At 40.8% G+C, this 25,560-nt stretch carries 21 protein-coding genes; 18 read left to right on the top strand and 3 right to left on the bottom strand.

Translation table 11 applies throughout. The annotated features are described in order from the left end of the window. The first annotated feature begins 1 nt into the window (after position 1). The 5 genes from FC98_RS04990 (at position 2) to FC98_RS15060 (ending at position 7,563) form a co-directional block, all read left to right on the top strand. Entirely contained in the window at positions 2 to 508 is a 507-nt protein-coding gene (locus tag FC98_RS04990; protein WP_040471200.1) for a pyridoxamine 5'-phosphate oxidase family protein, read from the top strand. A 229-nt stretch (positions 509 to 737) separates the two neighbouring features. Beyond that, entirely contained in the window at positions 738 to 3,254 is a 2,517-nt protein-coding gene (locus FC98_RS15140; protein WP_056949278.1) for a DUF5776 domain-containing protein, read from the top strand. A 317-nt stretch (positions 3,255 to 3,571) separates the two neighbouring features. Then, positions 3,572 to 6,616 (top strand): Cna B-type domain-containing protein, encoded by a 3,045-nt coding sequence (locus tag FC98_RS15325; protein WP_056949277.1) that lies wholly within the window; start codon positions 3,572 to 3,574, stop codon positions 6,614 to 6,616. 174 nt (positions 6,617 to 6,790) lie between these two features. After that, positions 6,791 to 7,354 carry a hypothetical protein gene (locus FC98_RS04975; RefSeq protein ID WP_040471861.1) on the top strand — a complete coding sequence of 188 codons (564 nt, stop codon included), beginning with the start codon at positions 6,791 to 6,793 and terminating at the stop codon, positions 7,352 to 7,354. Next, positions 7,351 to 7,563 carry a hypothetical protein gene (locus FC98_RS15060; RefSeq protein WP_008857753.1) on the top strand — a complete coding sequence of 71 codons (213 nt, stop codon included), beginning with the start codon at positions 7,351 to 7,353 and terminating at the stop codon, positions 7,561 to 7,563. The genes FC98_RS04975 and FC98_RS15060 overlap by 4 nt, the downstream gene beginning before the upstream one ends. An 83-nt stretch (positions 7,564 to 7,646) precedes the next feature. Here FC98_RS15060 and FC98_RS04965 read toward each other — a convergent pair whose 3' ends face one another. Continuing rightward, complete coding sequence (locus FC98_RS04965) at positions 7,647 to 8,855, bottom strand: MFS transporter (protein ID WP_008857752.1); 1,209 nt, start codon at positions 8,853 to 8,855, stop codon at positions 7,647 to 7,649. A 208-nt stretch (positions 8,856 to 9,063) separates the two neighbouring features. On the opposite strand from FC98_RS04965, the gene FC98_RS04960 reads away from it, so the two are divergent. From FC98_RS04960 to alsE, 7 genes are all read left to right on the top strand, one after another. Beyond that, entirely contained in the window at positions 9,064 to 10,854 is a 1,791-nt protein-coding gene (locus FC98_RS04960) for an ABC transporter ATP-binding protein (RefSeq protein ID WP_056949276.1), read from the top strand. A gap of 253 nt (positions 10,855 to 11,107) precedes the next feature. After that, positions 11,108 to 12,598 carry a BglG family transcription antiterminator gene (locus FC98_RS04955; RefSeq protein WP_056949275.1) on the top strand — a complete coding sequence of 497 codons (1,491 nt, stop codon included), beginning with the start codon at positions 11,108 to 11,110 and terminating at the stop codon, positions 12,596 to 12,598. Further along, entirely contained in the window at positions 12,595 to 13,038 is a 444-nt protein-coding gene (locus FC98_RS04950) for a PTS sugar transporter subunit IIA (protein ID WP_008857749.1), read from the top strand. The genes FC98_RS04955 and FC98_RS04950 overlap by 4 nt, the downstream gene beginning before the upstream one ends. Before the next feature lie 7 nt (positions 13,039 to 13,045). After that, positions 13,046 to 13,498, top strand: coding sequence for a PTS sugar transporter subunit IIA (locus tag FC98_RS04945; protein ID WP_235803584.1), 453 nt, complete (start codon positions 13,046 to 13,048; stop codon positions 13,496 to 13,498). Positions 13,499 to 13,510: 12 nt separating this feature from the next. Then, complete coding sequence (locus tag FC98_RS04940; RefSeq protein ID WP_040471858.1) at positions 13,511 to 13,843, top strand: PTS fructose transporter subunit IIB; 333 nt, start codon at positions 13,511 to 13,513, stop codon at positions 13,841 to 13,843. A gap of 14 nt (positions 13,844 to 13,857) precedes the next feature. Further along, entirely contained in the window at positions 13,858 to 14,961 is a 1,104-nt protein-coding gene (locus FC98_RS04935) for a PTS fructose transporter subunit IIC (protein WP_420805281.1), read from the top strand. Positions 14,962 to 14,975: 14 nt separating this feature from the next. Continuing rightward, positions 14,976 to 15,665, top strand: a complete 690-nt coding sequence (gene alsE / locus FC98_RS04930; RefSeq protein ID WP_008857744.1) for a D-allulose 6-phosphate 3-epimerase — start codon at positions 14,976 to 14,978, stop codon at positions 15,663 to 15,665. Positions 15,666 to 15,747: 82 nt separating this feature from the next. On the opposite strand, the gene FC98_RS04925 is transcribed toward alsE, so the two are convergent. After that, positions 15,748 to 17,796, bottom strand: coding sequence for a BglG family transcription antiterminator (locus tag FC98_RS04925; RefSeq protein ID WP_056949273.1), 2,049 nt, complete (start codon positions 17,794 to 17,796; stop codon positions 15,748 to 15,750). A gap of 146 nt (positions 17,797 to 17,942) precedes the next feature. On the opposite strand from FC98_RS04925, the gene FC98_RS04920 reads away from it, so the two are divergent. From FC98_RS04920 to rpiA, 6 genes are all read left to right on the top strand, one after another. Next, on the top strand, positions 17,943 to 18,401 hold the full coding sequence (locus FC98_RS04920) for a PTS sugar transporter subunit IIA (RefSeq protein WP_054654736.1): 459 nt from the start codon (positions 17,943 to 17,945) through the stop codon (positions 18,399 to 18,401). 20 nt (positions 18,402 to 18,421) lie between these two features. Then, positions 18,422 to 18,727: a PTS sugar transporter subunit IIB gene (locus FC98_RS04915; RefSeq protein ID WP_008857741.1), complete on the top strand. Its 306-nt coding sequence runs from the start codon at positions 18,422 to 18,424 to the stop codon at positions 18,725 to 18,727. A 27-nt stretch (positions 18,728 to 18,754) separates the two neighbouring features. Further along, a complete protein-coding gene (locus tag FC98_RS04910) occupies positions 18,755 to 20,125 on the top strand; it encodes a PTS ascorbate transporter subunit IIC (RefSeq protein ID WP_054654734.1) in 1,371 nt (456 codons plus the stop codon). Between the two features lie 28 nt (positions 20,126 to 20,153). Next, entirely contained in the window at positions 20,154 to 22,127 is a 1,974-nt protein-coding gene (tkt, locus tag FC98_RS04905; protein WP_056949272.1) for a transketolase, read from the top strand. Positions 22,128 to 22,157: 30 nt separating this feature from the next. Beyond that, on the top strand, positions 22,158 to 23,891 hold the full coding sequence (ptsP, locus tag FC98_RS04900; RefSeq protein WP_054654732.1) for a phosphoenolpyruvate--protein phosphotransferase: 1,734 nt from the start codon (positions 22,158 to 22,160) through the stop codon (positions 23,889 to 23,891). 100 nt (positions 23,892 to 23,991) lie between these two features. After that, positions 23,992 to 24,675 carry a ribose-5-phosphate isomerase RpiA gene (gene rpiA, locus FC98_RS04895; RefSeq protein WP_008857734.1) on the top strand — a complete coding sequence of 228 codons (684 nt, stop codon included), beginning with the start codon at positions 23,992 to 23,994 and terminating at the stop codon, positions 24,673 to 24,675. A gap of 239 nt (positions 24,676 to 24,914) precedes the next feature. Here the strand turns inward: rpiA and FC98_RS04890 are convergent, their stop codons facing one another. Further along, positions 24,915 to 25,535 carry an orotidine 5'-phosphate decarboxylase / HUMPS family protein gene (locus FC98_RS04890; RefSeq protein WP_054654730.1) on the bottom strand — a complete coding sequence of 207 codons (621 nt, stop codon included), beginning with the start codon at positions 25,533 to 25,535 and terminating at the stop codon, positions 24,915 to 24,917. Positions 25,536 to 25,560 lie beyond the last annotated feature (25 nt).

The following is a 25,560-nucleotide window of genomic DNA, read 5'->3' as shown; positions in this document are numbered from 1 at the left end:
GATGCGGAGAAAAGATCGAGAAGTAACTGATATTAATGAAATTAAGCTGATTTTACACGATTCCCACGTCATTCACAGTGGTTTTCGGACGGCAGATTATCCGTATGTCGTGCCAACTAATTTTGCGTATGAATTTGATGCCGATAATCATCTGACCCTGTACATCCACGGCGCCCCGGTGGGCCATAAGCGCGATTTAATCAAGCAAGATGGCCGAATGGGCTTTGAAATTGACGATGGTGGTCAATTAATGACGCCAGAAGACTCGCAAGAAAATACGCCGAGCTTTGCCTATCGCAGTGTGATGGGGTATGGGGATGCTGAACTAGTGGCTGATCCCGAGGTTAAGCGCCACGCTTTGCAACTACTCTTGTCACATGAGACTGGGCAATCGATTGACCTGTTTCATATTTCAGAAAAGACTATTGAGTATGTTGGGGTGATTAAAATTAGTGTGAAGGGTTATACCGCTAAGGAACATTTAGCCGAGGAGAAAGGTTTTAAGTAGTATTGGATCGAAAAGTTGAAAGTGTTACTAAGCATGATTGTTCTCTGAGTAATTGAGAATGATTGTGCTTTTATAGTCATTTACCACTAAAAAATAAAAAATAAAGTTAACCGACGAAATTTGTTTCGTGACTGAATGCTTATGATAAAATAAAGTTGTTTCTACAGTCTACGTAAATGCGTTGGGTATATTTGTGTTTAACGGAACGAAAAATTTAGGGGGTATTTTTATGGATAGCATTGGTTACCACAACAGAGGAAGCTTTCAATTATTCCTCAAAGCGCTGTTAGCAATCGTTGCGACAGCATCATTGATCCTGTCATTTAATATGATGGGGGGGGGACAGCAATCAGCTCTAGCTGCTGATTCTGACGCAACCTATGTTCCATGGAACGGCGGAAGTACGGCTCAACATGACGCCTGGATAAAGGCCAATGTTGACCCAGATTGGAAGGGTCAAGCTGCTGCAGATGCAATTGGTCCCGATGTAACCGGCAAGCTTGATGACTGGATGCCAGACAAGAACTTACAGGCAATTGTTGTCAATGAATTATCCTTAGAAGGTGTTCAGGTTGATGGGGAAAATGTGACATCACCTGATCAAATCAGTAAGAAGCTACTTGAAGATAATTTAACAGGTATTAATTATGCAACTACAGATGGTAATCAGACGGATAATGAAGACATATTTAATGCTATCTTGAGTGTTAAATCTTTAACGGGATTAGAGTATGCGAAGAATTCATCCTACATTTCTTTGAGTGCTAGTTATTCAGCGTTTACAAAATACAATGTTCCAGTAAGACGTGGAGAACTTAGCGATATTGATGCACTTAAAGATTTGAAGAATCTCTCGGGAGTAGACTTTCAGAGAAATCAAATACATGATATTAGTGCACTTGCCAATAAAACGTTTAATACTCTTGATACTTCATTTACTGGCTTATATGGGAATAGAGTTACTGATGCTTCTCCGTGGGGACGATCTAATTTTGTTGACTCCTCAGGAGATTCCTTGAATAGTCAAATTTATGTTTTACCAAATATAAATTTGAATCCCAAAACGAAAAGCTACACAATGACTTCTTTTGCAATTAACAGCGAGGTAAAAAATATTGTCGGCGAAAACATTCCAATTGTTCCATACTATATTGGGAAGATACCGCAAACGAGTTTTGCAAGTGATTATAATAGCACCGCCGATGGAACAGCCAATACTAGTGCTAAAACGGTCACGTGGACTAATTTGAATAAAGATGGTGATGGGAAGGGTACCCTGACGGTTTATTACAACGACAAGTTACTCGGAAACACACCATACAATGGGGTCATTGTCCAACCATACACGTTGGATGATACCGTTGGAAATATTAACGTTATTTATAAGGATGAAGGTGGCACTGTTCTTGGATCATCAACCATTTCAGGAACTGAAAATGACTTGTGGAACTATGCCATTGGTAGCGATGGCTTAACATTAGCTGATCCCGATACAAGTGACAATAGCAAGGATGTTAATAATACACTCCAGCAGTTGGAGGCAACCAACGGATATAAGAGTGTGACAGCTGATGGCCCTAAAGATTCCAGTGGACAGCAGAACGCCAAATATTCTGTTGCTGATACCGCGGCTGGGTTACCAACGGTTACGTATACGTTTAGTAAGACAACCCCAGTTCAAAACATTTCCTTTAACGTCAAATATGTTGATAGTGATAATAAGCCACTCACCATCAACGGTAAGACGCAAGAAACGCTTACCGATAAGTCTGAGACGGCTTGGAATTACACGATTCCAACTGTCAGTGGATACACGTTTGACCACTTTGCAACGAGCGGCACAGCGCCAACTCTAGCAAATGGTAAATTATCTGGTACGTATGGCCCAAATAGTAAGGATATTACTTTAGTTTATAAAAAGAATACCCCAACGCCACCAATCCCACCAGAGCCTAATCCAACACCAGTTAACCCTATAAATCCGGTTAACCCAACACCAAATCCAACTCCAACGCCATCAACGCCGACTGTAACCACGCAGCCAGCAACTCCAGGCATTGCCAAGAAGGGTGAAGCCGTTTACGTCTTGAAGAAGATCTATATGTATAGTAACAAAGACTTCAAAAAGAGCGAACGAGTTGCCAACTATGCTAAGAAGCCGCGGATTAATCGACCGATGTTTGTGGTGACCGATTACGCTAAATCTAAAGCTGGCAACTTGCGGTACGTGGTTCGTGACGTTAACCATCACAGCAAGACCGCCGGTAAGACGGGTTACATCACCGCCGACTATGCCTTTGTTCGGCCAGTTTACTATCACAGTTCTCACAAGACGTTGACGATCATTAATCCACGGGGCGTCAATGAATATAAGAACAAAAACTTGACTGGTAAAGTTAAGAACTTCAAGCAAGGCACGCAACTCAAGGTTAAAGGGTTTGTTAAACACAATTTGACCACCCGTTACCTATTGAGTAATGGTCACTATATTACTGGTAATCGGAAACTGGTGATTGCTGGTGACCAGAAACAACCTAAGCAAATTAGGGTTAAGAAAGCTATCTACCGTTACAACAACGCCAACTTTGGCAAGCGCACGAAGCACATTAAGAAGGGCACCGTCTTGAAAGTGAAGAAGTGGGAATACTCACAACCTTATTCAACCACGACCTTTGGCGCAAAACGTTATGCGGTTGCTGGTGGTTATGTGACTGCTAATAGTAAGTATGTGAAAGTAATCAAATAGTTCTAGTGAGTCAATCAGTTAAACTTTACTGATTGGCTTTTGTTTTGTCCAAAGATAGAGATGATGCTGCCAGATCAACGTTTGACAAATGATATATCTGGATTGAAATAAAATCAGTCATTCTTTTAACTCAACCATTATAAATTAGTAGTTTACACATTAATCACTATAAAGTTATAAAAGCAGTGCGTTAATGTTGCGACAAATTGAGTGGGTTGATATATTTATGGTGGTATCAAGGGGATGCCCAGAACGCTTTATTGTCTCACGTGTATTAAGGATTACATTACACGCATACTATCGAGGAGGGGGTAATCATGAGAACCTTTTGTCAAGTGACCCAACGGATTCGGAATTTACTGATAGCCGTTGGGGTGGCGATCGTTGCCATGTTGCTATTGTTTGGAGGTGGAATGACACTGGCTAGGGCTGAGCCGGTTGCTGAACCGACCCAGTCAGCCCAGGTGACCGTAACTGAGCCAGCAGTGACGCAGCCGGCAGCCGAGACTAGCCCACCGGCGGCTCAGGGAACCCAACCCGTACAGCCAGCAGTTGATTCTCAGGCTGAAGTTCCAACCAAAGCTGAAACACCGATTGCGGCAACTGAGAACGCGACTGAACAACCAAAGACGGCCGGATCAGTTTCTGAAGCAACAACAACCCCAGCCGCTCAACAACCAGCTGAGCCGACCAACGTTTCTCAACCGGGAACAGCAACCAATGTTTCTCAAACAAAAACGCCAGCTACTACTCAGCCTGTAAGTAAAACCCCACAGACCGAGTCAAGGCAAGCTGTTAATGAATCGGTTGAGCAACCAGTTAACCAGGCAACGCCAACTGCTACTCAGCCAACTAAGGATAAAGATAAGGTTGGTGACAGTGAGACCACAACAGTTAAACCTGCAACCCCAGCCAAGGCCCCGGCCGCTCCTGCTATGAAGGCCAAAGCAGCCCTCGCAGCAACGGAAGTAACTGTTACTAATGAACAGGAATTAAACGATGCTTTGAACAATGCGCCTGTTGACGGCACTGTTCAGACCATTACCCTTGGTAGCTCATTTTCAACGGTGAAGGGGTTCTTCGTTAAACAGGGTCAAAATATTACCTTTGTCAACCAAGGCGACCCAGTTCAAATTGATCTTGGTTCTCAGATCATGGTTGAAAAGGGTGGTACGTTAACTTTCAAGGGGAAACAAAAAGATGGTATCACAATTGTGCCAGCTAAGAATTTCGAAGTTCCGAGAAATAACAAGCTGGGGGCAACGTATGGCGCGTTTAGAATCGATGGTACCGCTGAATTGACGAACACCACTATCAAGGACTTTACGATCACGCCTCCGCCACCATCATACAATGATGCGGCAGTCACGGTTTTTGGTGGCACGCTCACCATGAATGAAGGTGCGGTTATCACCCATAATCACTTATACGTGGAACCCGACCGGGGAACTGGTGATGCCGGCGGGGTAGCGGTCAATCAGGATGGCACCCTTATCATGAACGAAGGCAGTTATATTACTAACAACTCAACTGAGTGGGGTGTTCAAAATACTGCCGGTGGGGTTGCCGTTCACAAAGGATCTCATTTGATCATTAACGGCGGCCACATTGATAACAATTCCGGTCCAGATGTTGGCGGCGTGAACGTGGGGGATGTAAATACCCCAACGTACAATAAATACGCCGTTTCAACCATGGTCATGAATGGAGGCTCTATCGATGGTAACATTTCTTGGCACCATTCTGGCGGGATCTTTGTCAATGGAAACGCTGATGTTACGATCAATGGCGGTTCAATCAGTAAGAACCAAACTGGCTTAGTGGGTCGTCAACCCAACCCAGTTGCTTCTGGTGGCGCAATTGTTGTTCATCAGGGCTATGTGCAACAAGGTAAAACCGCCGAAGAATATAACAGTATTAATTTAGCCAAGTTGACCATCAACGACGCAATCATCGACGGCAACCACGCTTCAGCCGCCGGTGGTGGGATCTACGTTAATTCCAATAATGTGACCATCAACAAAGCCACAATCACGAATAACGTCGCCGATATCTATGGCGGTGGCATTTACGTCAGTATTGCGGAATATACCCTCCACCTTGGGAACAGTTTGATTACCGCTAATGAAGCGACTGATGGTGCGATGAAGGTTAGTGGAACTACCCAATTGATCGCAGGCTCTGGCGGTGGGATCTGGTTCTGCCCGACTGGTGACGCTGAAATTTACGTGACCGATGGGACCGCCATTTATGGTAATCAGGCCCTTAATAAGGGCGACGACGTCATGAGTGAAGCTAAAGCGAAGGGCGAAGTCACAACGCTTGCGAACAGAATGCTCGGTGGTGGTGGCGTTCAATGGTATCACGATCGGGATCACCAACAGGAAACTGATCCGGTTACCGTTGACCATGAAACAGGCTTCATTGCTTTGAAGAATGTGTCGACGGAGACAGCCAAAGCAATCGCAGCTGGTTTGGCCACCGTTATTATTACCGGAAACAAATCACCTCGAGGCGGCGGTATTGGTTCTAACGGTTCCGTTATCTTCGGTAATCAACTTGTAGGCACCAAGACGGTTAAAGTTACGAAGGAATGGCAAATTGATGGATCAATTACCAAACCTGATAAAGTTGTCATTAACATTGTTTTGGACGATCCAAAGAGTCCACAAAATGGTGGCGTTGTTGATTCAATCGAATTAAATGCCGATAATAATTGGCAAGGCGCCTTTGAAGGATTACCAACCAACATCCAATATAAGGTGACTGAAAATGAAATTGAAGGCTTCAAAGCGGCATATGGTGAACTAAAAGACTTAGGGAACAACGTTTTTGAACTGATCGTTACAAACAAAGCGGGCAAGAAGGAAACGCCACCTGATAATCCAGGTACACCAGACCAACCAGGTACATCGGACCAGCCGATTACTCCGCCGGGAACTCCGGGAACCCCTGGTGTCCCAACGGTTCCGGGGATGCCCCAAGTGGTTTCTGAACCACCAGTGACACCGACACCACCGGCTACCCCAACGACAGTGAATGAACCGGTCGATCCAAAGGTTCCGGCAACCAATAACAAAACAGATGAACCAGCAAAAGTTGTGAACGAAAAGGATGACACTGTCACTCCACATCAACAGGGAACTGACACTAAAGTTGATGCTCCAGTTGATTTGAGCGAAGATCATGACACAACAGCAACACCGAAAAAAGCCGTTGCAGCTAAAGAACAGATTAATAAGCAAGCCGTTGCGACATTACCACAAACCGGCGATCAAGATTCACTGATCACAGTTTTATTGGGAATCTTAATGTTGGTCGTGGCCCTAGGCAGTATTGGTTTGAACAAAAAGTTTAACTAGATTTATTGAAACAACCTCTCCTTCATAATAAAACAGCAGCCACCTTCAACTCGGAATATCATTTCCAAGTTGGGGTGGCTGTTTTGCTGACAAAAATTGGGTTATTTTTCGTATTTAATAATTAACAGTTGGAGTGAATCGAGCTGTTAACGACTAAACTACGGAGGACTAATTGTGCCGAATTTAATACTTTATCACGCAACGGGAAAAATGAATTGGCAGAAAATAATTGATCAAGGACTCAAGGTGCCGGCAACTGACTGGGCAAGGTTTTACGTTGGTAGAATGCGGAAGAAACCGGGCAGTCTTGGATTTGGGACGTATGGCTTTCTGTCAGATAAGGAGCTGGCAGAGCAGTATTGGTTATCCGCCACTTCAGGCCAGGAACATGTTATTATTAGGATTGAAATTGATGTTAATGAGGATAATTGTTTGAATTTTGTGAATGGGTTGAAGGATATGAGGTTGTTTAAGAATTTCATCATGGAAAACCGAATCCAACCACAAATTACAAATCTAAACAGACTTTACCATAACAGTTATCGCCAGCATGAATTTGATGGTGCATTGATTGAATACTATATAAGGCGTTTGGAGAAAACAGACGTTTTCCAACACATAGCTTGCGTAACTTGTGCAACAACGACAGATTTGTATCACATTAAGACATATATTCCTAATGGGATTGAGTATTGTATAAGAAATGTGCGAATAGTTCAACATATGGAAGGGGTATGAGTGAGTTGGCAAAGTATTTGAAAAGCGAAGAGGAAGTAAAGAAGATCATCCATCAAATGGCTGAAGACTTAACTGTCCAAGATTTGGTGGACTTGATGGGACTACCTCCAATGACTGATGAACAGAAAAAAGAATTAGCACGATTGGAAAAGGAACAGCGGAAAGCTGAAGATAAGGAAGCCAATGCTCACAAGGATAAGGCACTGTGAACCGGGTAATGAACATTTCTAGATGAAGAAAGACTCTGACAGTTGTCAGGGCCTTTTTTGCATTTCAAATTAAGTTGGTTGAATTATTTATTAATGATTGTGTTGGCATCATCAAGCTTAATTTCATCATGGTGTTTAATGGCACGATTGGTTAGGATCACGAAGATCATTGCCAATGCTGCGTACACCGCGCCGCCAAGACTGATTTTGTCTAAACCAACAAGCCCGGTCATGCTAGACGCTGTGGCGGATCCCAGTGAGATGCCAAAGTTGAAAAAAATTGAACTGAGGGATGATGCTAATACCAATGACTGCGGGTAATCCGATTCAGCTGTATTTAAGAAGTGAATTTGGATGGGGGAGTTCATGATGGTCACGATTAGGGTTAGTACTAAGAGAATGCTAAAACCAGAAAGCTTATTTAGCAAGGCAACCGGCATCAATGATAATAGGATAATATCGGCCGTATAGAACCTGGGCATCAGCCGTAACCCATTGGGTCGGGCAGCCACCGCGCCTGATAAACGGTTGCCAAAGATGCTGACAACGCCGATGATGAATAATAACCAATTTAGGCTCGTCGTACTAAATCCCAGAGACGTTGTTAACAATGGCCGGATATAGGTATAGTAAGCATACATAGTTGCGGCCATGAAGAGAGTGGCGAAGATGCCAAAATAAATTCGTGGATCCAGCAATAGCGTTAATTGTTTTTTGATAGAACCTTGTGTTTGTTTGATATGGCGCGGCAAGATGAACACTAGGAGAATAAAGGTAATGATTGTCAGCACCGAGATGCCATAAAAGGCATAACGCCAGCCAAAGCTTGTGCTGACTGAGACCCCGATGGGCACGCCAAAGACTGATGCAATACTAAAGCCGGCAAAGATCCAGGAAACTAAGCCTGCCCGTTTATCTCGCGGCGCGATTGTGCTGGCAAACGTCATGACGAGAGAAATGATTGATCCGGCGGTGGTAGCGGTGATCATCCGCGAAACCACCATCCAAACGTAACTAGTCGCAAAGCCACTCATTGTATTACCAATGAAGAATACGACAATTAATGATAGCAGTGTTTTATAACGACTATAGCGACTCGTCAGCACGGTTACAAATGGTGTACTGACCGCATAAACCGTTGCAAAAATTGTGACGAGATAGCCAATCGTTGCCAGCCGAACGTTAAATGTTTGGGAAAGGTCTGACAACACCCCGACGACGATAAATTCGTTGCATCCCAGCATGAACGCAACCAGCACAAAAATAATGGATTGTAATTTGAAACGGCTCATTTCCTGACTCTCCTCAATATGTAAGATGGTTAATGACAAATACCCCAACAATAAATACTAGCATATAAGACCACGTGGCGGAAGATTAGTTTTTACTGTGAACTAACATCAATTTGTCAGGTGAGCTATTTCTTTGACTTTGTCACCATAACCGTGCTGTAATTGATTGTCTAAAGTTTCGCGAATTGCTCATTAAGGGGGCGGGCGCATGCAAAATCAGTCAAATAAGACGGTTACTGATAATAATCAACCCATTACAATGACCGCGATGTTTAAATTTGTCTTTGGGACGGTACTTAAACGACCGTGGATCCTAGCGTTAAACGTTGTTGTCTTAACCATCCTGTCGTTTATGGATTTTTTATTGCCACAATTTAATCAGTATATCATTGACCACGTGATTCCGAATAAGGATACGGGCCGCTTGATCATTGTTGTGGGATTGTTGCTGCTAACGGTGACAATTTCTGGCATTTTTACCTATTTATCGACCTATTTCATGGGGGTCATGAGCCAAGGGGCGATTACCAATCTGCGAAATCAGTTATACCAATACCTGATTCGCTTGGACACCCATTTCTTTGAATCCAGCAAAACTGGTGATTTGATGGTTCGGCTGACGTCTGATATTAATAACTTGCAAAACTTAATTTCGCCAAATATGTTGTCGTTGATTGGCAGCCTATTCACGTTTATTGGTGTCTTAGTATTCATATTCTATGTAAATTGGATTATGGCACTGGCAGTTAGCCTGACCTTCCCACTGATTTTCTTGGTGGTACGGATTTTTAGAACCCGAATTCGAAATTCGTACCAAAAGGCGCGGCAGTCCCAGGCACTGATGACCAACCAGTTGCAAAATACCCTGACGCAGATTCAACTAATTAAGAGCTACACAACTGAAGATTTGGAATCGAGCCGATTCAGTAAATTAGCCAACCAGAATAAGGATAATATCATTGAAGCAACTCGGAATCAGGCAATCTTTTCGCCGCTGATTACCTTTATTCAATATTTAGGGACGGCAATTGTATTGCTGCTAGGGACGCTGTTTGTGTTTAAGAGCCAATTAACGATTGGTCAGTTGGTTGCTTACCTGAGTTACGTTAGCATTCTCCAGAGCCCCATTAGCGCGTTTTCCAGATTGTTGAACCAGTTCCAGCAATCGCTAGTTTCTTATGGCCGGATTGTTCACATTATTGGCCTGAAGCCAGAGATTGTTGATGCACCTGATGCCGTGGCCTTTCCAACGATTAAATCCGGAGTTAAATTTGACCACGTAACCTTTGCCTATTCATCGGAAGATGCCGAAGATCCTCACCAGGCGGCAATTCAAGACGTCACCTTTGAAATCCCATTTGGGAAGCAAACGGCGTTAGTTGGCCATTCCGGTGCTGGTAAATCCACGATCACCGACTTATTGGATCGGCTTTACGACGTTAACGGCGGTCAGATCTACTTTGATGGGATTCCAATTAATCACATCAAATTGAAATCGTTACGGCAAAACATTGCGATTGTATCGCAGGATATCTTTATTATTGATGGGACGATTGCCGATAATATTCGCTATGGGACACCGGGAGCGACTGATGATCGAGTTTGGGAGGTCGCTAAATTGGCAGATATTGATGACTTTATCCATGGCCTGCCAGACCAGTTGAAAACCCAAGTTGGCGAGCGGGGAATCAAGCTCTCCGGTGGTCAAAAGCAGCGAATCGCAATTGCCCGGGCGCTGTTAAAGGATGCTCAGATAGTTGTCCTAGACGAAGCCACCGCATCACTAGATAACGAATCAGAAAAAACAATCCAACATGCACTAGAAAACCTGATGGAACAGCGAACCTCATTGGTCATTGCCCACCGACTGTCAACAATTCACAACGCTGACCAGATCTTGGTCGTAAACGATGACCAGATTGTTGAAAGGGGAACTCATGATGAGTTGATGCAGATGGATGGGTACTATAAGCAGTTGTATGAGGCGCAGTTTGAGTGAGGGGGAATGTGAGATATTTAGTCTCGTAGATGTTGAGTTGATAGAAGTTTAATTAAATGTAAGCAGTAAATAATTGAAAGTCTACTACGTGGGTGTCCAATTATATAACTGCTTACTTTTTTGTTGTCAAAGTACGTTCTGATCAATATACGAGTGGTAATTTAAGTAGATGAATGTCCATTGATGTGGACAAGATTCGAGAAAACGGTTACATTTTTAGGAGTTACACTATTTATTGAAGGGAGAGATAAAAATGGTAAAGGTAAAAATAAATCGTGAAATATTAAATTTGTTAGAGAAAACGACAACGTTCATGACTGCAAAAGAGTTGTCTGATGAATTGAATGTTTCGACTAAGACGATTTATCGAGCAATTGATCAGATCAATCATAAGGTTGGAGATCCTAAGCTGATTGTTGCTGCCAAGGGTAAAGGAATCCGACTGAATCAAGATCGATCCCAGGACCAATTTACTCAGTTGCCAAACACCAATTTATCCGTAATTAATTCATTATCCCCAAGTCGCCGTCGGGAACAAGTCTTACTGCGATTATTATATGTATCGTCTCGATCCATCAAAGTTAGTTCTATGTATGAGCATTTCTATGTAAGTGATTCAGTTATTAATAATGATGAGAAGGTGATGGGAAAGTGGCTTGAAAAATTCCATTTGAGATTACATCGTGCTAATCGAGAAATGGCTATTCAGGGAAAAGAAGCAAATGTCCGTCAAGCAATTTCGGCGTTAACTGATGTTAGTGGCGTAATTGACTTCAATAATATATTTAGCAAATCAAATGTGTCATTGAATCAGCGAGATGTTGATTTTGTAATTAAATTGATTAGGGATGCAGAAAAGGATCTAATGGTTGATATTCCCTATCCTTATGATATTAATATTTTTTCTCATATCTATATTCTTATTAATCGCTATAAAAACGTCGGACGTAAAGGGGCACTACTAAGTAATACGCAGGAAACTAATCGTAATTTTAATTTTGATTTACTGCATTGTGCCCAGAACATTACTCAGAAAATCGAAAAATATGCCAATATTCAATTGCCCTTATCGGAAACGCTATACATCTATGAGTACCTTGAATCTTCAAGAATTTACAATTTCGATGAGGTAACTGGAAAGGTGCCATTTCGGGTATTGTCGATTGCTGAAGAATATGTTGCCAACGTTTCCAACATATTGGGTCAAAGCATTGATAGAAGTAGCATTTTGTTGGATTTAGTAAAACATATTAGACCAATGCTTAATCGGCTTACAAATGGAATTTACGCTAAGAATGAATTACTTGAAGAGATAAAGGCAGAATACCCAAAGGTTTTTGCTGCCGTTTCAAAAACGTCAAAGACGGTCTCAAAAAAATTTGATTTGCCTGATATTCCTGAAGGTGAAAGCGGATTTATCTCAATATATTTTGCTAAGGAATTAGAAAATAAGCGTAAACCAACTCGGGTGCTGATTACTTGTACCACAGGGGTTGGAACTGCGCAACTTTTGAAGGTTAAGGTCAGTAATTCATTTCCAGACTTTATTATTGATGATGTTCTTTCCATTGGTCAATACGAGGCTAACAAACTGAAATATACGGACGTTGATTTCATTATATCAACCGTTCCGTTTAAAAGCCTCCCAAAGAAGCCGGTAGTAGTTGTGAGTGCATTGTTTAACCAACGTGATCGAAATGCAATTCTTGAAACAATGGATTCACTTAAAGGGGTGAGGCAATGAGCTTAATTAATCAAGATTCAATTGTATTCTTGACAAAGCAATACACGAAAAATGAATTATTCAAATTTGTTTGTAAGCGTTTGAGTAATCACAACTTGATATCTAATATTGATAAGACGGTTAGTGCACTTCTAACAAGGGAGCAGGTTTCAGACACAAGGATTGATGACCTCGTTGCAATGCCTCACTGTGAAACGGCAACAATTAAAGCACCACAGATTGTGTTTGTGAATTGTCGAAGGTTTCCGATTGATTGGGGAGATCAGAATTTTGTAAACGGTGTTGTATTTTTAATGATTCCAACAACAAAAGATGATCGGGTTAAGCAAATCCCAAGGCTTGTTCAGAAGTTAGCAGATCCAGATGTTACAAACCAGTTGTTTAATTCTGATCACTCTCAAAGTTTTGTTGATAATGTACGTATATTTGAAAGAAGATGATGATTTAATGGATGTCAAAAGTTCAATTAATCCACGAACAATAATTGTAAATAGTAGTTCTAAATCAAAAGATGAAGTCTTAAAAGAAATTATTCATTCAATGCACAATGCGGGGAATGTTAGCAGTGAAGAGGGCTTCCTAAAGTCGGTATATCAACGAGAATCTCAAGGGATAACTGGAATTGGAAATGGTGTCGCGATTCCTCACGGTCAAAGTGAGAGTGTCGTTGAGCCAGGGGTTGCAATTGCGACTCTTAAAGACCCAATTCCCTGGGAAAGCCTGGACGACCAAAAGACTAAAATTGTGGTTTTGTTCGCGGTTCCTGATAATTCTGAAGGAGCAAAATTACATTTGCAGCTTTTAGCACAATTTGCTAGAAAACTCGGTGATGATGATGTTTTAGCGTCATTAAAGTCAGCGAAGAATGTTCAAGAGATAACGGCAGCATTTGAAAACTAGGAGGAATTTATGATGAAAATTGTTGGTGTATGTGCTTGTACTGTTGGAATTGCCCACACTTATATTGCTCAAGAAAAGTTAGAGAAGGCCGCTAAGAAGCTGGGCTATGAAATCCATTTAGAAACGCAGGGCACAATTGGGACTGAAAATGCCTTAACTCAGGAGGAAATTGATAGCGCTGACATCTCTATTTTGGCGATTGATGTCAAGATAAAGGGGATGGAACGATTTGATAATATCACTAAAATTACTGTTCCAACGGATATTGCAATTAAGTCACCGACTAAGCTAATTGAGAAAGCCGTTGAAGTTGCTAAATCCCGCTCTAAGGGTATTAAAGCATAGGCTTGGAGGGATAGATGATGAAACATTTTATAAAATCATTGCGATTGAAGAACCATTTGCTAACAGCAATTTCATTTTTAATTCCAGTTGTCTGTGGTGCTGGATTTATGATAGCAATTGGTTTAGCTATGGGTGACAACTCATCAGCAGACCTTACCAAGAGCTTTACCTTCTGGGATGCGTTAGCTAAGCTTGGCGGAACTGGTTTAGGAATGCTGCCGATGATTATCTCTACTGGAATTGCTTTTTCAATTGCTGATAAACCTGGAATTGCTCCTGGATTGATTGTTGGCTTAGCTGCTGAAGCGATTGGAGCAGGGTTTATCGGTGGACTGATTGGTGGTTACATGGCCGGTTGGTTAGTCTTAGGGACTATCAAATACGTTAAACTGCCAAACTGGGCAAACGGCTTGATGCCAATGCTGATTGTGCCGTTTATTGCTTCATTTATCGGCAGCATCATCATGGTGTATATCATTGGAGGTCCAATTGGGTGGTTAACAACTGGATTGACGCATTATCTGAGCACTTTAAATGGAACGTCCAAGCTGTTCTACGGTCTGATGATTGGTGTATTAGCTAGTGTTGATTATGGTGGGCCAATCAACAAAACGGTATTTGCGTTTGTTTTGACCATGCAAGCTTCTGGGGTGAACGAACCAATTACTGCCCTGATTTTGGTAAATATGGCTACTCCACTTGGTTTTACGGCCGCATATTTCTTTGGCAAGATGTTCAGAAAAAATATTTATACCAAAGTTGAAGTGGAAACAATCAAGACAGCCTTTCCAATGGGAATTTTCGAAATTGTTGAAGGGGTTCTACCAATTGTCTTGAACGATATTGTTCGGTGTGTTGTTGCAACGGGAATTGGTGGTGCTGTTGGTGGAGCAATTTCAATGTATTTCAGTGCCAATAGTAAAGTGCCATTTGGTGGCCTTCTTGCCATTCCAACAATGACTAAGCCGTTTGGATTTATCATTGGTTTGGTTGCAAACGTTATTGTAACAGGCCTTGTCCTAGCACTAATTAAAAAACGAGTAACAGCTGAAGATGAAAACAAAGAAGATACTGCTACTGAAGCTGACTTGAACATGGATGATATTCAAATTTCATAACGGAGGAATAACAGATGAATGTAAAATTTGCACCATCATTAATGACAATGGATCTTGATAACTTTAAAGAACAAATTGAATTTCTTAGTGATAAGGTGGACTCTTTTCACGTTGATATTATGGATGGTCACTTTGTACCAAACTTAACTTTATCCCCTTGGTTTATTGAACAGGTAAAGAAGATTTCTGACACACCAATTTCATCGCATTTAATGGTTGAAGATCCTTCGTTCTGGGTCGATGAACTAATTAAAGTTCACAGTGAATATATTTGTTTCCCTGCTGAGAGGGCTAATGGCATTGCGTTTAGGTTAATTAATAAAATCCATGATGCAGGTTTAAAAGCGGGAGTTGTTCTAAACCCTGAAACCCAGATTAGTGAAATCAAACCATATTTAGAAGCCTTAGATAAAATCACCATTATGACTGTTGATCCAGGCTTTGCCGGCGAAAAGTTTATTCAAAGTAGCCTGCAAAAAATCAAAGATCTTCGGTCGATTAGAGAAGAAAATGGCTATCATTATTTGATTGAAATGGACGGGTCGTCAAATCGGAAGTCGTTTAAGCGGATTTTTGATGCGCAACCTGATATCTATATTATTGGTCGAAGCGGATTATTTGGGTTGAGTGACGATATTGAAACTGCTTGGGACATGATGACTCAAAACTTTTTAGATGCAACAGGGGTTGCCATTACTCAATAGAGGTTTGAGGCAAACAAAAAGTACGGTTAGTTATCTGACCGTACTTCTGCATGTTAAATAATTGAGTGGGAACTTCTTAATATTAGCTAATCTGTTCTAACAAATGACTATGTTGTAAGAGTTCAACGAGCTTATCTTTGTCATCGATACTGTATAAGTTGTTTAGCCAATCTTTATCTTGGAGCCGGCGCATTAATAACCCAAGGTAAGAAAGATGCTGTTGCTCGTCTATTGGGGCTAAGCCAATCACTAATTTAATTTTTTTAGTTGATTCCGTTAAAGCGAACGGCTTCTTAAATACAGTAATACTCATTCCTAATTGAGTGACACCATCGTTTGGGGAAGCATGAGCCAACATAATTCCGTTTCCTAATCCCATATAGGGGCCATGTTTCCTTGTCAAATCAATGATTTTGTTAATATAATCTTGATTAATTTGGCCACTTTCTTGCAAGGGATCCATTGAACATTGGATAGCATCTTCCCAATGCTCGACATGAGGTACGATCTGAACATCTTTTTCAGATAAAATCGGGGCGTCATGCGTTCTGTTAAACGCCGTTGGTTCTTTGTGAGTTGTTTGTGAGAGATAGGTACGTAATGCACTTTTTAATCCATTAACATCAACTATTTTGGAATAGTTTGCAATGATGTCAATAAGTGTACCAACGTTAATTTGTGGGATTGAGTCGCTGGCAGTTAAATTGGCCATAATCAATGCTTGATTAATGGTGTTCCATTCGATGTCTGATGGTAGTGCGGAGACACTGATAATGGGGATTTGTTTTTTAGGATGTAAGTGGATTGTACTAATCACTAACTTTGTTCGCTCTAGCGTGCTGTTTTCATATTGGATAACGTTCATCGGCCCGGAAAAGTTAACTGATGGATAAGCTGTTCTGAGTTTCTTTAGTAGTAGCTGTGACGTCCCGATACCGCTGGAACAAACCACAAGAACTTCGCCAGAGTTAGAAACAGTTGAGTATGCATTCCTAAGTACGCCTCCGAAATAAAGTGCAATTAGAGCGATTTCGTCATCAGAAAGTTGCTTTTTTAGAAATGTTTCGAAAGGTTGGACCGCTAACCTTGTTAGATCAAAGGTTTCTTGGTAGCTTTCCTTAATTTGTTTGAGGCTTGGATGACGATAATTGATATTGAACTTAACACGATAATATGTTGAAAGTAGATGAACAGTAAGATTATTAACCAATGAATTTTGAGTTGGATTAATTGAAACACCTGCGACTTCGTTGAATCGTTGAATAATTGAATTAGTAATTGGTTTCAGGATTTGAATTAGTGGATCGTCCCAATTGACGAAGGAGAATTGCCGAGAGTTTACAAACCGTGCCAGGTATTCCGCTTCAGAGCGATTGTTAATTTGATTATCATGTAACAAGCTGTTGGCCCATGTAAAGGCAAGTGAATAATGAGGATCTGGGTTTTGATCCACGAGGCGCATACTTGGATCCTCTAAACGCCTAAGATACCACGTTAGGTAATATTTAAGCATTTCTCTGGCATCGTCAGTCAACGCATTGCCAGTAATTCTTTCCAAGAGTTTCAGTTGTTTAGGAACCATTTGGTTAATAGAAATCCTCGTTTGTTGATTATATAATTTTATGAGCTCGTCAGCATTCTCATACACCCATTTACGTTTGTTTAGTTCATCTCCAACAACTACTTTGCCTTTACCGGTATTGGTAATACCTAAATGTTGCTTTTTGAGGATGCTTTCAACGGATGTTAAATCTCTGATAATTGTGTTCTTAGAAACTGATAAATACGACGATAAGAATCTGAGAGAAGAATAATGTCGTGAAATTAGGACAAAAGTAATTATCATAATCCTCTGAGAAAGAGTTAGACCACTAAATACGGGGGAGCTGTTTGTGTTTTGCAGCTCCTGACGGGTTTCATCGGGAATGTAATAACCCATATTTTGAACGTTGGTAATCCCATATAATTCATGATTATCCAATTCTTCATTGATTTTCTTAATTAAGTAAAAAACACTTCGTCGAGACAGACTTAAAGAAGCCATTAAATCAGAAACGGGGGTAAACGTATCCGATTGTGACAAAATATTTAATAGCTCATTTCCATGCTTATATTTGCTAAATTTAATCATAAATAAAGAATTCCTCACTAGTACGTAGTTACAAAACTGCACTTTTTATGATGCCATTATTGCACTTGTGAACAGATTAATCAATATATATACTCTTAACTGTAATAGGGTAATTAAATATTAATTTTTCTGTGGAGGTGAATGGTTTGTTATCGGATTTATTGAATGCGCATACAATACAAATTAAAGACGGCGGTAGTTATAAATGGGAAGACGCGATTCGCAAGGCTGCTCAACCTTTAGTTGATCTAAAATTTGTTGAAGACGCATATGTTGATTCAATGATTGACGTTGTACAAGAAGAGGGACCATATATCAATATTGGACCACAAATTGCACTTGCGCATGCTAGGCCAAATGATAATGTTCACAAGATTGGTTTGTCATTACTAAAGACGAATTCATCAGTCGATTTGGTTAGCGAAGATCATCCGGTTAAACTTTGGTTTGTTTTGGCAGCGACCGATAGTAATAGTCATTTAAGTGTCATTCAGCAACTGATGGCAGTTCTAACAAATAACGATATTTTGAATAAATTGTTAGAAGCAAAGTCAGTAGATGAGTTGATTGAAGCCTTAGGAGAGGCCGATAAACCAGAAGAGTAACAACATTAGGAGGAACAATTATGAAAATTTTAGCAGTTTGCCAAAGTGGTTTAGGTACAAGCTTTATGGTTCAGATGAATATTCAGGCAATTATGAAGGATGAAAATGTTGATACAAGTAATATCCAGGTTGATCACTCAGATGTTGGTAGTGCTTCAGCAAATGCAGCAGACTATTTCTTTGTAGAATCTACCCTTGCTAACGCCGTTAGTTCACTTCCAAAAGATAAAGTTGTTTTGCTTAAGAGTCTAATTGATAAGAATGAGACTAAAGAGCATGTTAACGATATTTTGGATCGAGAGAATATTAAATACGATGCTAAGTAGGCTAACAGCCGCAGGGGGTTCTAAGTTATGAAAGCAATATTAAATCTGTTCGTCAGTATTGCAACCCAACCAGCTATATTGGTTGCTTTGATCGCAATGCTGGGATTATTACTTCAAAAGAAAAAGAGTACTGAAGTTATCCAGGGAACAATTAAGACTTTTGCTGGGTTCCTGGTTCTAATTGGTGGTGCCGGAATATTAAGTAATTCATTGACACCGTTTGCTTCAATGTTCAAATTTGCTTTACATGTTCAAGGAGTTGTTCCAAGTAATGAAGCCGTGGTTGCGATTGCCCTTGTTAAATACGGGACGACAACTGCTTTAATTATGTTGGTTGGTATGATTGTTAATATTCTATTAGCAAGATTCACACGATTTAAGTATATTTTCCTTACTGGACAAGCAATGCTTTATGTATCGTGTTTGACTGCCGTTATCTTGGTCAGTGCACACCTTGGATCAGGATGGCAAACAATTGTACTTGGTGGTATTTTCGAAGGGACTTTATTAACAGTAACGCCTGCACTTTGCCAGCCGTTCATGCGTAAGATTACAGGCGGCGATGAAGTTGCGATGGGTCATACAGGTAATATTGGTTATGCCATTTCCGGGTTAATGGGGAAATGGTTCGGTGATTCTAAAAAGAGCACAGAAGATTTGAAGATTCCTCAAAGTTTAGGATTCTTACGTGATTCAACAGTTTCAATCACATTATTAATGGGGATTGTTTACATTATTTTAGCTATTATGGCGGGCCCCCAATTTGTTGAAAAGAATTTAAGTGCAGGGAATAATTACATTATTTATGCAATGATTCAAGCTGGTACATTCGCTGCTGGGTTCGTTGTTGTTCTGCAAGGAGTTCGAATGATTTTGGGTGAAATTATCCCGGCATTCCAAGGAATTGCTCAAAAGCTTGTTCCTAATTCCAAGCCAGCTCTTGATGTTCCAATTATTTTCCCATATGCACCAAATGCTGTTTTACTAGGATTCTTTGTTAGTTTTATCGTTGGTACTTTATCAATGTTTGGAATGATTGCGATGGGCACCACTGTTATTATTCCTGGAGTCGTTGGTCACTTCTTCTGTGGCGCCGCAGCAGGTATTTACGGAAATGCTGCCGGTGGTCGTCGAGGTGCAATCATTGGTGCCACGGTTAATAGTTTGATTATTAGCTGGTTACCATTATTTATTCTACCAGTTCTTGGTGGTTTGAAACTAGCTGCATCAACGTTTGCTGATACAGACTACTTAATTCCCGGGATCTTGTTAGGAAACTTAGGTGGGTTTGGAAAGATTGCACTGATTGTTGGAATTTTAGGATTTCTTGCCTGTGTTCTTATTCTTAGTGCAATTCTCACTCAGCGAGCAAAATCTACCAAAGCAAATCAAGATTAATTATAAGATATAAATAGGAGGCAGTTTTATGAGTTCACCAGATGAAATGAAAGCGGTTAATGCGCTCAGATTTTTAAGCATTGATATGATTGAAAAAGCTAAGAGTGGTCATCCAGGACTGCCAATTGATGCTGCACCAATGGCATATGTTCTTTGGGAAAAAATGATGAATTTTAATCCTAAGGATCCAAAGTGGTTGAACCGCGACCGGTTTGTCTTATCTGCAGGTCATGGATCAGCATTGCTATATAGTCTGCTTCATTTCAATAAATTCAGTGTCTCAATGGATGATATTAAACAATTTCGTCAATTAGGGTCAATGACTCCGGGTCATCCAGAGTTCGGTCATACTGAAGGCGTCGATGCAACGACTGGTCCTTTGGCTCAGGGCCTTGGGATGGCTGTTGGGATGGCTATTGCTGAACGACACTTAGCTAATGTTTATAATCGTCCGGATTATAACATTATCGATCATTATACGTATGCACTTGTTGGTGATGGTGACTTGATGGAAGGATTGAGCCATGAAGCCTTAAATATTGCCGGCGATAAGAAGCTGAGTAAATTAATTGTTTTGTATGATTCAAATGACATTTCATTAGATGGACCACTTAGTTTGAGTACAGAGGAAGATGTTGCGGGGCGCGTCAAGGCAGCTGGCTGGGATTATAGCTATGTAAAAGATGGTAATGATCTTGATGCCATTCAATCTGCAATCGAATCTGCAAAGAGAACGGACCAGCCTTCGTTTATTGAAGTAAAAACGGTTATTGGCTATGGGACACCATTGGCAGGTACCAATAAAGTCCATGGTGCAGCTATGGGACCAGAAAACGTCGAAAAAACTCGAGAAAATTACCATTGGGATTTAGCACCATTCGAATTTTCAAAAGATATCTATGATATGTACGATAATTTCGTTAACCTTAAGAGTGTTGCCTACAGTGACTGGAAAGATTTGTTTAACAAGTATTCGTATGAATATCCAGCAGAAGCTGGGCAACTACGGGCCAATACTTTGGATACAAGTAGCATTAAGACATCTTACAAGCCGGGAGATGAGATCGCTACCCGGGTTGCAAGTTCTGAGCTTTTACAACAGGTTGCGGATAAAAATCCCCAGTTCTGGGGTGGCGCGGCTGATTTATCTTCATCTAATAAGACTTACTTAAAAGATGATGGTGATTTTACCGATGAAAACCCTAGTGGAAGAAATATTTTCTTCGGTGTTCGGGAGTTTGGAATGGGAGCTGCCGTTAATGGAATTAATCTTCATGGCGGAAGTCGAGCTTTTGGAAGTACCTTCTTCGTCTTCAGCGATTACATGAAGGCAGCTATCCGACTTGCAGCAATCCAGCATTTGCCATCAATTTTTATTTATTCCCATGACTCATTAGCAGTTGGTGAAGATGGCCCAACACACGAACCAATTGAACAGTTAGTTGGCTTACGAGCAATTCCAAATGTTAATGTTATTCGACCCGCAGATGCAAATGAAACGGAAGCTGCTTGGAAAGTTATTGGTGAAACAACTGACAAACCGAATATTCTGGTGACTTCGCGGCAGAAATTGCCCGTGCTAAAGGAAACGCTGGGTGCCCCAGTTGCTAAGGGTGGTTATATACTTTCTGATTCAACTGCGGCAACGCCAGATGGTATTTTGATTGCTAGCGGTTCCGAGGTTCACCTTGCTCTAGAAGCTCAAAACAAATTAAGTGAACTGAACTTTGACGTTCGAGTTGTCTCAATGCCATGTATTGAGTTATTTAACCGACAAAGTCAAGAATATAAAGATTCCGTTTTGCCACCTGATGTTGAACACCGAGTTGCTATTGAAATGGGAACCAGCTTCGTATGGTCACAATTCACGGGTCTTAAAGGCGCAATTATTGGCGTTGATCGCTTTGGGGCAAGTGGTAAAGGGCCAAAAGTGGTTGATAGTTATGGTTTTAACACAGAAAATGTTGTTAATACTTTCAAGAAGCTATGGGATAAATTTTAAGCATCTTAAAGTTAATAAGGAGGGATGATTTTGTCCAAGAAAGTTAGTGGAATTGCTGCCAGCGATGGAATTGGTATTGCCAAAGCCTACTTGTTGGTTGATCCGGATTTAAGCTTTAAAAAACAGACCATCTCAGATGACGCTGCAGAAATTAAGCGACTTCATGCTTCCTTTGATAATTCCATTGAAGAGTTAAAAAAGATCAAACAGAATGCAAAAGCTAGCCTTGGTGAAGATGAAGTTGCAGTGTTTGATGCTCATATTGCGATGCTATCTGATCCAGATATGATCAAGCAGATTGAGGATGAAATTAAGACTGATAAGGTTAACGCAGAACAGGCGTTAGTTGATGTGACGACTAACTTTGCTGAGACGTTGGCTGCAATGACCGACAATAAGTATATGCAAGAACGAGCAGCAGATGTTAAAGATATTGCCAAACGGGCATTAAGTCACTTGCTTGGTAAACAATTGCCGAATCTTGCTTCAATAAACAGTCCAGTGATCGTTGTTGCCCATGAAATCACGCCTTCAGATACTTCTCAGATGAATAAGAAGTATATTAAAGGAATGATTACTGATATGGGTGGGCGAACCAGCCATTCGGCTATCATGTCACGGACACTTGAAATTCCGGCAGTGGTTGGCTCTGAGAAGGCTACCACCGAGATTGCTAACGGTGATCAGCTGATTCTTGATGGACTGAACGGGGTTGCAATTGTCAATCCATCGCAGGACGAAGTTAGCGAATATGAGCAAAAGGCGACTGAATTTGCTACCAAAAAGGCTGAATGGGCGAAGTTAGTTGATGCACCTTCGATTTCAAAAGATGGTAAGCAATTTGAAATTGCGGCCAATATTGGGACCCCAGCAGACGTTGATGATGCACTAAAAGCTGGTGCAGATGCGGTGGGCCTGTTTAGAACAGAATTCCTGTATATGGATAGCGATTCTCTGCCAACGGAAGATCAGCAGTTTGAGTCGTATAAAAAGGTTGCTGAATCAATGAACGGCAAGCCAGTTGTTATTCGGACAATGGATATTGGTGGTGACAAACCATTACCATATCTGCCATTGCCTGAAGAAATGAATCCATTTTTGGGCTACCGGGCAATTCGAATTTCACTTGATCGCCAGAATATCTTTAGAACACAGTTGCGTGCTTTAATCAGGGCATCAAAGTTTGGCCAGCTTAGAATTATGTTTCCAATGATTGCGACGCTGGATGAATTTCGTAAGGCTAAACAAGTCTTTATGGAAGAAAAGCAAAAATTACAACAAGATGCTCCAGGCATTGGTGATGATATTAAACTCGGAATTATGATTGAAATTCCAGCAGCTGCGATCTTTGCGGATCAATTTGCAAAAGAAGTTGATTTCTTTAGCATTGGCACCAACGATTTGATTCAGTATTCCTTTGCAGCTGATCGAGGTAACGATGCGGTTTCGTATCTTTACCAACCACTGAACCCTGCTCTCTTAAGGCTGATTAAACATGTTATTGATTCGGCACATGCTGAGGGTAAGATTGCAGCAATGTGTGGTGAAATGGCCGGCGACCAACGGGCATTACCACTTCTTTTGGGAATGGGGCTTGATGAGTATTCGATGAGTTCTAGTTCAATTTTAAGGTCTCGAAGCCAGATGAGAGGCCTTACCACAGGCGAATGTTCAACTATTGTCGACGAGGTTTTAGCGAAGTGCCAAACAGCTGATGAAGTTGAATCATTAGTTAACAAACGTCTCACGGGTGTTGCCCAATAATCATTAATGACAGTCATACAAGCAAGAGGTTGAAACGATGAGTCCAACAGGAATTTGTTTCAGCCTCTTGTTGTACATATAAATAAAGGAGAATTTTACGATGACACATCAAGATGAGCTGAAGAAATTAGTTGGCGAGGAAGCAGTTAAATTCATTAAGGATGGTATGGTAGTTGGCTTGGGGACAGGATCAACAGTCAGATTTATGGTAGATGCTTTAGGGAAGCGAGTTAAAGATGAAGGGCTATCCATTGTTGGTGTCCCAACTTCTGAAAGAACGAAGAAGCAAGCAAACGATTTAGGAATTGAAACTAAGGGAGTTGATGAGGTTGACCACATCGATTTAACAATTGATGGTGCCGATCAAATCGATCCTAATTTTCAAGGAATTAAGGGTGGCGGTGGTGCTCATCTCTGGGAAAAAATCGTTGCGATTAATTCTGAAAAGAATATGTGGATCGTTGACGAAAGTAAGATGGCAGATCAACTTGGATCATTTCCGTTGCCGCTTGAAGTAATTCCTTATGGTAGTAAGCAGCTTTTTAAACGCTTGGAGATTGGTGGCTATCATCCAAAGTTTCGAATGAAAAATAATCATTATGTAATGACAGATTCAAATAATTATATTATTGATTTGCATATGAGCAAAATTAATAATTCACAAAAAGTTGCTGCGAGTTTGGATCATATGACCGGAGTCGTTGAACATGGATTGTTTTTGGATATTGTTAATACAGTGATTGTTGGTCGTGAAACTGGCCCGGAAATTTTACACGCAAGATAGTAGCCTATGAATGATTAATCGTTAATTTGTAAAGAGAGACTTACAATTATATAAAACACCCCGATATTTAGATGAACATAATCAACTAAATATTGGGGTGTTATTTTCTTTACCAATTAAAAAAGGAGATTAATCGCATTTTCATTTGTGATGGCACCTTTGATTACCACAAATATATTGATTAAATTCTGGGATCTAAATGTCTATTCCCTCTCCTAGCAACAATAAACCAAAGTATTCTACTTAATAATATGCAAAAATCGTTCCAACTGTTCCTTTGGGTTCGGATCACCTGTGATTGATCCACCAACAACGATTACTTCAACAATTCCTTGTTCTTTAAGTGCTTCAGCGGCTTTTAGGTCAATACCCCCAGCAATTGCAATGTGTCGGACGTTCGGGTGAGCCTCTTTAAACTTGGAAGCCATTGAGGTTGCCTGAATGGGAACACCTAAATCGTTATTATGGTGCAAAAGATAGATCGCAGAACTAAGATTATCAATCTGGGAAATCTGATCTTCAGAAACGTCTGACAGGTCGATCATCATTACTTGGTCTGATGAAGTTTCATCAAAGCAGAGCTGGATGGTCTTTGGAGATGCCGACCCCATCACCGTTAAATAATTAGCGCCATAATTGAAACCAGATTTAAACTCATATTGCCCTTCATCAACGGTTTTGGTGTCATATAGAATCTGACTTGCTTGGATGTCATTAGCGATTGGCTGAAGGTCGTTAAGACCAAAATCCTTAATAAGGGAAGTACCAAATTCAATGATATCGGCCCGACCATCAAATAGTTGAACAAAGTGTGTTGCTTCTTCCAGTGACTTCCGATCTATGGCTACTTGTATTTTCATTTAGTATCCACCTTCGCTTTTGTAC

This window comes from Lentilactobacillus kisonensis DSM 19906 = JCM 15041, from assembly GCF_001434135.1.
Lineage (GTDB): Bacteria > Bacillota > Bacilli > Lactobacillales > Lactobacillaceae > Lentilactobacillus > Lentilactobacillus kisonensis.
This window is presented reverse-complemented; position numbering and strand designations above follow the sequence as displayed.

Excerpts from the sequence above, each read along its gene's own strand:
- FC98_RS04945 (WP_235803584.1), top strand. The coding sequence starts at position 13,046 with ATGGATGTCAAAAGTTCAATTAATCCACGAACAATAATTGTAAATAGT.
- alsE (WP_008857744.1), top strand. The coding sequence starts at position 14,976 with ATGAATGTAAAATTTGCACCATCATTAATGACAATGGATCTTGATAAC.
- FC98_RS04955 (WP_056949275.1), top strand. The coding sequence starts at position 11,108 with ATGGTAAAGGTAAAAATAAATCGTGAAATATTAAATTTGTTAGAGAAA.
- FC98_RS04925 (WP_056949273.1), bottom strand. The coding sequence starts at position 17,796 with ATGATTAAATTTAGCAAATATAAGCATGGAAATGAGCTATTAAATATT.
- FC98_RS15060 (WP_008857753.1), top strand. The coding sequence starts at position 7,351 with ATGAGTGAGTTGGCAAAGTATTTGAAAAGCGAAGAGGAAGTAAAGAAG.
- FC98_RS04965 (WP_008857752.1), bottom strand. The coding sequence starts at position 8,855 with ATGAGCCGTTTCAAATTACAATCCATTATTTTTGTGCTGGTTGCGTTC.
- FC98_RS04910 (WP_054654734.1), top strand. The coding sequence starts at position 18,755 with ATGAAAGCAATATTAAATCTGTTCGTCAGTATTGCAACCCAACCAGCT.
- FC98_RS04950 (WP_008857749.1), top strand. The coding sequence starts at position 12,595 with ATGAGCTTAATTAATCAAGATTCAATTGTATTCTTGACAAAGCAATAC.
- FC98_RS04915 (WP_008857741.1), top strand. The coding sequence starts at position 18,422 with ATGAAAATTTTAGCAGTTTGCCAAAGTGGTTTAGGTACAAGCTTTATG.
- rpiA (WP_008857734.1), top strand. The coding sequence starts at position 23,992 with ATGACACATCAAGATGAGCTGAAGAAATTAGTTGGCGAGGAAGCAGTT.
- FC98_RS04940 (WP_040471858.1), top strand. The coding sequence starts at position 13,511 with ATGAAAATTGTTGGTGTATGTGCTTGTACTGTTGGAATTGCCCACACT.
- FC98_RS04935 (WP_420805281.1), top strand. The coding sequence starts at position 13,858 with ATGATGAAACATTTTATAAAATCATTGCGATTGAAGAACCATTTGCTA.
- FC98_RS15325 (WP_056949277.1), top strand. The coding sequence starts at position 3,572 with ATGAGAACCTTTTGTCAAGTGACCCAACGGATTCGGAATTTACTGATA.
- FC98_RS04890 (WP_054654730.1), bottom strand. The coding sequence starts at position 25,535 with ATGAAAATACAAGTAGCCATAGATCGGAAGTCACTGGAAGAAGCAACA.
- tkt (WP_056949272.1), top strand. The coding sequence starts at position 20,154 with ATGAGTTCACCAGATGAAATGAAAGCGGTTAATGCGCTCAGATTTTTA.
- FC98_RS15140 (WP_056949278.1), top strand. The coding sequence starts at position 738 with ATGGATAGCATTGGTTACCACAACAGAGGAAGCTTTCAATTATTCCTC.
- FC98_RS04990 (WP_040471200.1), top strand. The coding sequence starts at position 2 with ATGCGGAGAAAAGATCGAGAAGTAACTGATATTAATGAAATTAAGCTG.
- FC98_RS04960 (WP_056949276.1), top strand. The coding sequence starts at position 9,064 with ATGCAAAATCAGTCAAATAAGACGGTTACTGATAATAATCAACCCATT.